General features: G+C 44.9%; 11 protein-coding genes and 1 pseudogene. 8 read left to right on the top strand and 4 right to left on the bottom strand.

Features of this window, described 5'->3' with window-relative positions; genetic code table 11:
• The first annotated feature begins 4 nt into the window (after nucleotides 1-4).
• The 5 genes from E2K52_RS11975 to E2K52_RS11995 all read left to right on the top strand — a co-directional run bounded on the left by E2K52_RS11975 (nucleotide 5) and on the right by E2K52_RS11995 (nucleotide 3,076).
• Nucleotides 5-448 (top strand): transcriptional repressor, encoded by a 444-nt coding sequence (locus E2K52_RS11975; protein WP_227548241.1) that lies wholly within the window; start codon nucleotides 5-7, stop codon nucleotides 446-448.
• Nucleotides 445-1,212, top strand: coding sequence for a zinc ABC transporter ATP-binding protein ZnuC (gene znuC, locus E2K52_RS11980; protein ID WP_151205306.1), 768 nt, complete (start codon nucleotides 445-447; stop codon nucleotides 1,210-1,212). Before E2K52_RS11975 ends, znuC begins: the two co-directional genes overlap by 4 nt.
• A 3-nt stretch (nucleotides 1,213-1,215) precedes the next feature.
• Nucleotides 1,216-2,016: a zinc ABC transporter permease subunit ZnuB gene (gene znuB, locus E2K52_RS11985; protein ID WP_151205307.1), complete on the top strand. Its 801-nt coding sequence runs from the start codon at nucleotides 1,216-1,218 to the stop codon at nucleotides 2,014-2,016.
• Between the two features lie 6 nt (nucleotides 2,017-2,022).
• Entirely contained in the window at nucleotides 2,023-2,502 is a 480-nt protein-coding gene (locus E2K52_RS11990; RefSeq protein WP_151205308.1) for a DUF523 domain-containing protein, read from the top strand.
• 118 nt (nucleotides 2,503-2,620) lie between these two features.
• Nucleotides 2,621-3,076, top strand: a complete 456-nt coding sequence (locus E2K52_RS11995; RefSeq protein WP_227548242.1) for a DinB family protein — start codon at nucleotides 2,621-2,623, stop codon at nucleotides 3,074-3,076.
• Here the strand turns inward: E2K52_RS11995 and E2K52_RS12000 are convergent.
• Nucleotides 3,070-3,690 carry a LysE family transporter gene (locus tag E2K52_RS12000; RefSeq protein WP_151205309.1) on the bottom strand — a complete coding sequence of 207 codons (621 nt, stop codon included), beginning with the start codon at nucleotides 3,688-3,690 and terminating at the stop codon, nucleotides 3,070-3,072. The genes E2K52_RS11995 and E2K52_RS12000 overlap by 7 nt on opposite strands.
• A 157-nt stretch (nucleotides 3,691-3,847) precedes the next feature.
• Here E2K52_RS12000 and E2K52_RS12005 point away from each other — a divergent pair, with 157 nt between their 5' ends.
• Together E2K52_RS12005 and E2K52_RS15755 are read left to right on the top strand one after the other, a co-directional pair.
• The gene (locus E2K52_RS12005; RefSeq protein WP_151205310.1) at nucleotides 3,848-4,768 is read left to right on the top strand and encodes a Dyp-type peroxidase; all 921 of its coding nucleotides are present in this window, start codon (nucleotides 3,848-3,850) and stop codon (nucleotides 4,766-4,768) included.
• A 143-nt stretch (nucleotides 4,769-4,911) separates the two neighbouring features.
• Nucleotides 4,912-5,015 (top strand): annotated as a pseudogene (locus tag E2K52_RS15755) (IS982 family transposase); the annotation flags it as partial.
• Between the two features lie 73 nt (nucleotides 5,016-5,088).
• On the opposite strand, the gene E2K52_RS12010 reads toward E2K52_RS15755, so the two are convergent.
• From E2K52_RS12010 to E2K52_RS12020, 3 genes are all read right to left on the bottom strand, one after another.
• The gene (locus tag E2K52_RS12010; RefSeq protein WP_151205311.1) at nucleotides 5,089-5,934 is read right to left on the bottom strand and encodes an SAM-dependent methyltransferase; all 846 of its coding nucleotides are present in this window, start codon (nucleotides 5,932-5,934) and stop codon (nucleotides 5,089-5,091) included.
• A 1-nt stretch (nucleotide 5,935) separates the two neighbouring features.
• Complete coding sequence (locus E2K52_RS12015; RefSeq protein ID WP_151205312.1) at nucleotides 5,936-7,243, bottom strand: FAD-dependent oxidoreductase; 1,308 nt, start codon at nucleotides 7,241-7,243, stop codon at nucleotides 5,936-5,938.
• Nucleotides 7,244-7,658: 415 nt separating this feature from the next.
• Nucleotides 7,659-8,534 carry a pirin family protein gene (locus E2K52_RS12020; RefSeq protein WP_151205313.1) on the bottom strand — a complete coding sequence of 292 codons (876 nt, stop codon included), beginning with the start codon at nucleotides 8,532-8,534 and terminating at the stop codon, nucleotides 7,659-7,661.
• Nucleotides 8,535-8,842: 308 nt separating this feature from the next.
• On the opposite strand from E2K52_RS12020, the gene ycaC reads away from it, so the two are divergent.
• A complete protein-coding gene (gene ycaC / locus E2K52_RS12025) occupies nucleotides 8,843-9,469 on the top strand; it encodes an isochorismate family cysteine hydrolase YcaC (RefSeq protein ID WP_151205314.1) in 627 nt (208 codons plus the stop codon).
• The last annotated feature ends 156 nt before the right edge of the window (nucleotides 9,470-9,625 follow it).

Genomic DNA, 9,625 nt, shown 5'->3' on the forward strand with positions numbered 1-9,625 from the left:
TCAGCTGGTATTACAACGTCGCAATATTCCCGTCGTGCCTGAATATCAACCTATATTGCATCGACCCCAAGCCTATCCGCAACGGGCAAAAGTCGTCAGGCCAGCAGGGGAGGAAATTCATGTCGACTATGATCTACTGGCACAAATGAAAAATGCCAGTGACCGTCCTGCTGCACCGCCTACCGTCTATCGTACCCTCGACTTTCTATTAGAAAAAGGCTTTATTCATCGCCTGACTTCTATTAATGCCTATATTCCCTGCTGTCATCCGCGTGAAGGTCACCAGGCTGCCTTTTTAATTTGTACGGCGTGTAAGGCCGTCAAAGAAGCTTCTGCACAGGATCTGCTGAATCAGCTAGATGCTCTGGCCGCCTCTGATGGTTTTAGCTCACACCACAGTATTATCGAGATTTCAGGAACCTGTCAGCAGTGCCAGAACAAAGCATGAGCTCCGATCCTCTGATCCAACTTTCGAATATTTGGGTCAATATTGATGAGCGCGACATTTTAAAAGCCGTAGACTTTTCTTTACAAGAGAGAGAAATTGTCACGCTGATTGGTCCGAATGGTGCAGGTAAATCTACCTTAATTAAAGTCATGCTCGGAATTGTAAAACCACAATCCGGTAAGGTACTGAGCAGCCGGAGCTTAAAATTTGCCTATGTACCACAAAAATTCAATCCATCGCACAGTCTGCCTTTACGTGTCAAAGATTTACTGGCTCTAGAAAAATGTCCAGCCAAAGTTAAAGCAGAAATTATTCGTGATACAGGCATCAGCAAGCTGGAAAATTCCAAGGTGCAGCAATTGTCAGGTGGGGAACGGCAACGTGTATTACTGGCACGCGCCCTGCTGCGCCAACCGGATATTCTGGTTTTAGATGAACCGATGCAAGGTTTGGACATTCAGTCTGAAGCAGAACTGTATGACTATGTACGCAGTCTGCCAGAAAAATATGGCTGTGCCATTTTGATGGTGTCGCATGACTTACAATGGGTGATGCAAGGGACCACGCGTGTCGTCTGTTTAAATAAACATATTTGCTGTAGCGGCTCTCCAGACACGGTACAGCAGCACCCTGAATACCAGGCCATTTTTGGTAGTAACCGGGTATTCTATCAACACCATCACGAGCACTGCGCGCATGGTGATTCGGCCATCCCCTGCCAACAGGACCCTCGTCCACATATTCACCCCGAGCCGGAAGCTTAAACCATGATGGACTGGCTAGACCTCCTTTTACCTGCCTGGATCATGGGAACGCTCCTCGTGTTCCTCACAGCCCCACTTGGCTGCCTGATGTTGTGGCGCCGTATGTCCTTTTTCGCTGATACCATGGCACATGGGACTTTGCTCGGTGTGGCGATCGCGGGGGCCTTAAGCTTACCGCTCTGGATCGGTGTAACCTTTCTGGCTTTACTGCTGGTGGCTATTCTCTGGATATTGCATGACCCACGCCTGCCGAATGATGCTTTGCTGGCCCTGTGTTCGGCGACTTTGCTCTGTTCAGGTCTGCTGTTTATCCAGCATTTACCCAGTTTAAGACCGGAACTACTCAGCTATTTATTTGGTGATCTACTTACCATTTCATGGGCAGATTTACCGACCTTTGCAGCGGTCATTATTCTGGCCCTGGCGGTGCTCTATAAAAACTGGCAGGCACAGATCCAGATCGCGATTGATCCGGATATGGCAGTCAGTGAAGGGGTGAATGCCAAATGGCAGCGCCTGATCTTTATGCTGCTCTTGGCTTTATTTACCGTACTCGCGCTGCGTGCAGTAGGCTCCTTACTGATGGGTGCATTGCTGGTCATTCCAGCCTTAACTGCCCGACTGTTAGCTCATTCTCCCAAACAGATGGTGATCTGGGCTTTTGTGATTGCACAGATTGGCGTGACGGTTGGGCTGTGGTCAAGTGCCGGCTTAAATACTTCGACCGGCTTAACCATTGTCCTGACCATGGCCATGTTATTTGCCCTTATATTTACCCTACAAAAAGTTAGAAAATCAAACTAGGCTGCCATGACGAAGCGTTACTTTATCAGTGCCTGTCTGCTTGGCCAGAAAGTTCGTTATGATGGACAAGACTGTCTAATCAAAGAAATCGTTGAGCAGCTCCTTGCTCAGCAATATGTCAGCTTATGCCCAGAAGTTCATGGCGGCTTGGCCATTCCACGCCCGCCCGCTGAAATTCAACAGGGTTCTGGACTGGATGTACTTCATCAGCAGGCATCGGTCTTGGATAGAGAGGGAGAAGATGTATCACAGGCCTTTATACAGGGTGCTTATGCGGCCTTAAAAGTTGCGCAGGATTTTCAGGTTACAGACGCGATTTTAAAAGCCAACAGCCCTTCATGTGGTAGCCATCTGATTTATGATGGTTCGTTTACGGGAAATAAAATTCAGGGAGATGGGGTTACCGCAGCCTTATTTAAGCAGCATGGTATAAAGGTCATCACAGAGGAAGAGTTTCTAGCAAATTTATCCAGTTTGAATTCTTGAATTTTTTGATCGCTGTCCGAGAAGCCCTATACTCAGCCATTCTAAAAACAACAGCTTATTGATGAATATCCAGACCATTGATCTTTTGACACGCTACCATATTTAGGCGACTCAACGTCTGACGGCAGCACTTGAACCTCTCTCTGATGAGGACTTCTGTAAGGACTGCGGTCTATTTTTTCAAAGCATTTCCGGTACTTTCAATCATTTATTGCTGGCTGACCACTTATGGTTTTCCCGTTTCTATCACGGGTTTTCACCGATACTACCTTTAAATCATATTCTTGAACCAGATCGTACGGCCTTGCTCAAACGACTCAATCAAAGCTGTCTGCAATGGCAAAGCTTAGGCACTGCTTTAAATCAAGACCTTTTAAATAGCTTAATCAGCTATCGAAGCTCGCGTGGCCAAGCTCTGCAACTTCCTTATGCTGCCACATTAATACACGTTTTTAATCATGCCACCCATCACCGTGGGCAAATCACTGCTGCCCTCATAATGCTAGACTACGCCTCGCCTGAACTGGACATGATATATATGCTTCTAGATAAGCAAAACCCCTCAACTCATTGATGTACCAGACTTAATAAAAATGCCGCGCCCGCAAATAAGACCGCAAAACTCCGATTCATCACCTTTTGCTGTTTCGCTGAACTAAGTAAGCGTAAAACTTTGGCAGCAAGTCCGGTATAACCGGCCATCACAATCAGATCAATGATAATCATGGTTGCGGCCATAATTACATACTGAATCCATTGCGGTTTGGACAGATCCAGAAACTGCGGCAATACAGCCAGCAAAAATACAATCGCTTTGGGATTACTCAGATTGACCAAGAAACCGTTTAACAGCAATTTTCCGGCTGATTTACGGGCCAGTTCATGCTGAATCTGGATAGATTGCACTGGTGCTTTCCATTGTAAAAAAGCCAGATAAAGTAAATAGATAACTCCAAACCATTTCACCAGCAAAAATGCCCAAGGTGTTGTGGCAAAAAGCACTCCTGCCCCGGCTGCTACAATTGCAATTTGTACCAGCAAGGCCAGCTGTAGGCCCAGCGCATTCCAGTATCCCTGACGAAAGCCATAATTCAAGCCACTCGACATGGACGCAATTGCACCCGCACCCGGTGAAATACTAATCACCCAGCAGGCCAACATATAGGCAAACCAAACTTGATAGGACATGACATAGCTCAGTAGCAGTTTTGCCGAGTATTATATGACTTTTCCAATATCTTCAGGTCAAAATCCTGGTGAAATTCAAGTCGAATACTATTCACTCTGTAGCGATTCAGGCACAATAGTTTGATTGAAAAACAGAAATTTATTACAGGATTCATGAATGTCTGCCCAATCTGTAATTTTGCCATTACCCTCAGATCATGCTCGTTTTATTGTGCTACGTCTGCAAGATTTAAGCCTTGAAGAACTTAAACAACAATTAGAACTGTTATTTAGTACCCGTGACCGTTTGATTACCCAGCATCCTCAAGCACAAATTAAAACCGCAGTCGCTTTTGGCCCTGAGCTTTGGTCACGACTTTATTCACAAAGCCCTGCCGGCTTTCAACAGCTTGAGCCGATTCAGGGTTCATTTGACATGCCAGTCGTACCTGCAGATGTTCTGATTCATATCGCCAGTGCACGCGCAGATATCTGTTTCGCTTTAAGCCAGGCTTTTTTTGAAGGCATCCGTGACAAAGTTCATGTTCTGGATGAGCGTGTCTGCTTCCGTTATTTTGATGGCCGTGATATTACCGGTTTTATTGATGGGACAGAGAACCCGCAATTTCCTGATGACCGTGCTGAGGTCGCTTTACTCGGTGAAGATGCAGGCATTTTCCAGGACGGTTCATTCATTTTCGCACAGCGTTATGCACATGATCTGGAAAAATGGAAAAAGTTAAAAGTTGATGCCCAAGAACAAGTGATGGGTCGTAGTAAACTGGAATCCATCGAACTGGAGGATGAGGTAAAACCTGAAAATGCGCACGTTGCACGTACTGTAGTGGAAGATGAGGAAGGTGAGGAAATGGAAATTCTGCGTCATTCTCTACCTTATGGTGATGGCCGTGGTGACCAAGGTCTATTCTTTATTGCCTATACCAAAGACTTAACCATTATTGATGCCATGTTAGAGCGCATGTTCGGTACCTCTGGCGATGGAATCCATGACCGCTTGCTACATTTTGTAACTCCAATGGATGGCGCCTATTACTTTGCACCGAGTGAGGAGTTGCTGGAAGAGGTGTTGGAAGGGTAAGAATAAAAAAGCCGGCGTAGGTCTGATTTTTATAAATATTTGAATTAATTAAATAACCTGAATCGCAGATAAGAAATTCACTTAAAAAAAAGGTGGCTGAAAACCATTAGGGAGTTACCACACCACCTACGCCTTCAGCCACCATGTTCCATTTCACATATTTCTTCTGCATCATTGATGATTTTTTCAGAAATTTGAAGCAACCTATTGGAATTTTTTAAAATACAGCAACAAACGTTTGAGAATGGGATCTTTTCTTAGCCTCGCTCTTTAGTGAGGCTTTGATGTTTCTAAAGCTTTCATTTTCCTGTACGCATGCCTTAAACTGCTTGTGCAGTCACTTGTACATACCGCACCACGCCGTCCTGATAAAGCTTAGCGCAAAGCTTCGCAGTCATCTGAATTTTAAAATCATCCAGCACTTGCGCTTTAATGTTTGGTTTGGATTTGTTTGAATTTAAAGTTGTTTCAACATAATTCGCAAAGCCTGAAAATACGGCTTCAGTCAGATCTTCAATCTGAATATTTTTAAATTCAAATTGGGTTAGACAGTCCTGTAGGACCTCTACACTCATTAAGTCGTTTAAATTCACATCAGCAGATTTAAGCAGCAGCTGATATTGACGTTGTTTAAATGGACTTAAATATTCCCAGTTTTTGGTCAGGACCAGATGATGAAAACCGATTCGTGCATTTGAATTCAAAACATTGCGAAGCTGCGCCAGGAATAACGGCACAGGGCTATGATAGGCCGCATCCAGACTAAGCACGACATCAAAACGCTGGGGCAATTGCATGTCTTTTAAATGCAGAAAAGATGTCTGATAAATAGCATTTAGCTCGGGAAGATGCTGTCGAATATTGCTGACATAAGCAGGCTGTAACTCGACACCTGCCAGATACTGGACCTGATACTGCTGTTGCCAATGCAGCAAACTGGCTCCCTGACCACAGCCCAAATCAAGTAATTTATCTTTTGAATTTAAATGGACGGCTTGCGCCAGATGGTCAGCCAGATGACGGCAGGCCGTGACATAATCCTGCTCACCTGCCTGCCAATATCCCAAATTGCTCCAGGGCAACTGTGCCTGATCTCCCAACAATGTTGCCTGAATGGCATATTTATGTTGAGGAATAGCTTGACGCAGTCGCTGGAGCCATTTCATTTTAGTAACCGAGTTGTGGAGCAACCTCTACTTTAGGTTTGAGTCCTTTAAATGGCAACGGCGCACCCAGAATTTCTGCAATTTTCATTGCCGAAGTTACGGCCGATTCCAAAATCGGCAAGCCGTCGCATGACCAGGAACCACAGAAGAAGACTTTACGGTTCAATTCCAGATGGCGTTGCTGTAATTCCTGATTTAGGGCGACCGTATTGGCATCTACCACCGCACGGGTCAGCTTCACCGAAGAAATGATTTTTTTCGGATCAATGTCAGTGACTGGACGCCAGGTCTGAAATACCGGAGACTTACCCACCAGGGTCGGTTCAATGGCATTCAGCCAGATGGTAAACTGCTGACGGGTGAACTTACGGTCCATCATATAGCTCAGTACAGCCCAGTCTTTACGCTTCGGCGGCATCACGCTGCTATCGCTATGAATTACCAGCTCACCCTGTTCAAACTTAAATTTCTTTAACAGCGCAATGTCATCTTTGAATTGTGACTGATCGAGAAATTCTTCAATATGCACGGTGGGTGTTGCCACCACCACCCGGTCAAAACTTTTTACCAGACTGGCTGAATTCTCTACCAGTACCTTGTCATCCTGCTGCTTGATAGACACAATCCGTGCGCCGCTTTCGATTTCAATGCCTTCAATCAGTTTATCGACCAGCGCTGGCGTGCCGCCCTGTAGACGCAGCAAGGCATCCCCATCGGTCAACTGACGCAGGAAGGTGAGTAAAGGTTTGGCTGGCCATTCTCCGATGGTTTTCGGATTACAGGTACAGATGGTATACAGTACCGGCATCACCGCACCATGCCAGAATACTTCCTCGATTTCGTTACGGTTAATAAATTCTGCCAGGCTGATGTCCTGATGATCGGATTTAAAAAATTTCGTCAGCGCTGTTTTGAGTTGCAACAGGCCTTTGACCAGTCGCCAGCCATATTGCTGGATCCCTTTACGGTTATTGATAATTGGAATATTGCCAATTCGGCTGCGTGAAGTGGTTAGCCAGGTTTCGGTCCGGTCTTCAAATAACCAGCTACAGGCCATGTAGGTACGTACCGGATAGGTTTTAATGCCCAGATGAGTGGCCAGGCTCAGCGTATTCTTCCACAGATAAGGATTCATCACACGTAAAGGGGCATCAATCAAGCCACCTTCAAACTCGAGGCTATGGCTGTCCATGCCGCGACCCTGAAGCGCTTCAAAGATGGTGATATGATGTCCTGCGTCCTGAAGAATTCTGGCTGTAGCCAGTCCGGCCATGCCACTACCAATTACTGCGATATCCAAGCTGATCATCCGTCATTGAAAAACTGAAAGAAATTATGAACCATGCACCCGGCAAACAGGTTATTAAAATCTTCCAGAATATTTTTTTTTCGTAAACCTCTATTAACAGAAATTTCCATGATTTTTTATCCCGCTCAGCACCTTGGAATAATTTTTAAAATACGACTGGTTATCTTTATTTTTAATTTAGTTATAAGAAAAAAATATTTAAAAACATATGTTTTTTTTAACCATTATTTTAACAACCGGTTTACAAAAAATCCGCTAAGTGTATAATGTAGCCATTATAAAACTATAAATTCATCCAGAAGTATCAAGATGGATTTATAAGAAAATCACTCAAAACAATAAAAACTACAGCGCATAAAAAGATCAAAGCCTCTGCAAAAGCAGAGGCTTCTTTGTTTTCTGGACTGAAATATCTTTAGCTCTTCACGGGAATTTTACCAAAGCGGCCCTGATTGAAATCTTCAAAGGCTTGAATAATTTCAGCTTTATTATTCATTACAAATGGACCATGCCCCTGGATTGGCTCATTGAGCGGTTCACCACTGAGCAGCACAAACTGGCTGTCCTGATAGGCCTGTAACTGAATCACAGAATCACTGTCACGGGCAAACATAACAATGGAACTGTCCAGCACTTTTTGCGCGCCATTCACCACCAACTCCCCCTTTAACAACACCAGTAGAGTGGTATGGTGTGCGGGTACATCGAGGAAGGTTTCATATTCTGCTTTTAGCTCCCCATCCCATACATTAACCGGGCTGAAAGTTTGGGCAGGACCATGATGTCCTCCATATTCTCCTGCAATCACCCGGATATGCCCGGCCTCATGGTCCATTTCAATGCGTGGAATCTCTGCTTTGGTGATCGCCTGATAAGCCGGCGCAGTCATCTTGTCCTTGGCTGGCAAGTTCACCCAAAGCTGTACCATTTCAAACAGGCCACCCTGCCGGGCAAAGTCTGGAGAATGAAATTCCTCATGAATCACACCTGCACCTGCAGTCATCCATTGCACATCGCCTGCCTGAATCGTGCCGCCACCACCACTGGAGTCCTGATGTGTGACCTCACCCTGATAAGCCAGGGTCACCGTTTCAAAGCCACGATGTGGATGTGAACCTACACCGCGCTGTACCGTCGCGGGATCAAAATGGTAAGGCGCAGCATAGTCCAGTAATAAAAATGGGCTGATGGCCTGACCTAAGCGGTCATAAGAAAACAGGTTTTTGACTGGAAAGCCGTCACCTACCCAGTGCATGTGCTGGTTACGGTAGACACCGATCACTTTTTTCATCTTTTCACTCCTATATAGACGATAGGATAAACATATGCTTATTTTAAGCATTCGCCTGCGCCCAAGATAGAGTAAGATTAATATTCAGTATTCCAAATATAGGACAGTAATATCTTTAAACCGCTAAAAAAACTTTCTATAAGTCTTTAAAAACAATAGAAATTAGGCTTTGTCCTATTTTCAAGATTAAGCTTCCTGTAACCTGGGCTTATTTTGTCTCATTTTCATGACTATTATGGAGCTCAGGGACGTCGGCAATACATAGCTCAAGCCGGTGTCTCCAATACTGAATAACGAGGAGTATAAAAATGGCTAAGCCCTATGTACGTTTAGACAAAGACAATGCAGCTGTTCTGTTAGTAGATCATCAAACCGGTCTGCTCTCTCTGGTTCGTGACATTGATCCGGACAAATTTAAAAACAACGTGCTGGCACTGGCTGCCGCTGCAAAATACTTTAATCTTCCTACTATTTTAACCACCAGTTTTGAACAAGGCCCGAATGGTCCTTTGGTCCCGGAACTGAAAGAAATGTTCCCAGATGCCCCGTATATCGCCCGTCCTGGCCAAATCAATGCCTGGGATAATGAAGACTTCGTGAAAGCGGTTAAAGCAACCGGAAAAAAACAACTGATCATTGCAGGCGTAGTCACTGAAGTATGTGTGGCTTTTCCTACGCTTTCAGCACTCGCAGAAGACTTTGAGGTCTTTGTCGTCACAGATGCTTCGGGTACATTTAACCATCTCACCCGTGATTCTGCTTGGGATCGTATGTCTCAGGCAGGTGCACAGCTTATGACCTGGTTCGGTACTGCATGTGAATTGCACCGTGACTGGCGTAACGATATTGAAGGTCTGGGGGCTTTATTTGGCAATCATATTCCTGACTATCGCAACCTCATCAACAGCTATAACCAGAATACTGCAGAAAAATAATCCCATCGAGTACTTAAAAGCGGCCTTCGGGCCACTGCTGTCCCATAGTTTGCTTTAAATAAAAAAACCTGAGTCCTAACAGTTAAAATATGAGTGCAAACAAACACTTTAACGACTAGGATTCAGGTTTTGTCACATCAGAATACCGTATTTCAT

The sequence above is a fragment of the Acinetobacter sp. RF14B genome, from assembly GCF_006864105.1.
Taxonomy (GTDB): domain Bacteria; phylum Pseudomonadota; class Gammaproteobacteria; order Pseudomonadales; family Moraxellaceae; genus Acinetobacter; species Acinetobacter lwoffii_C.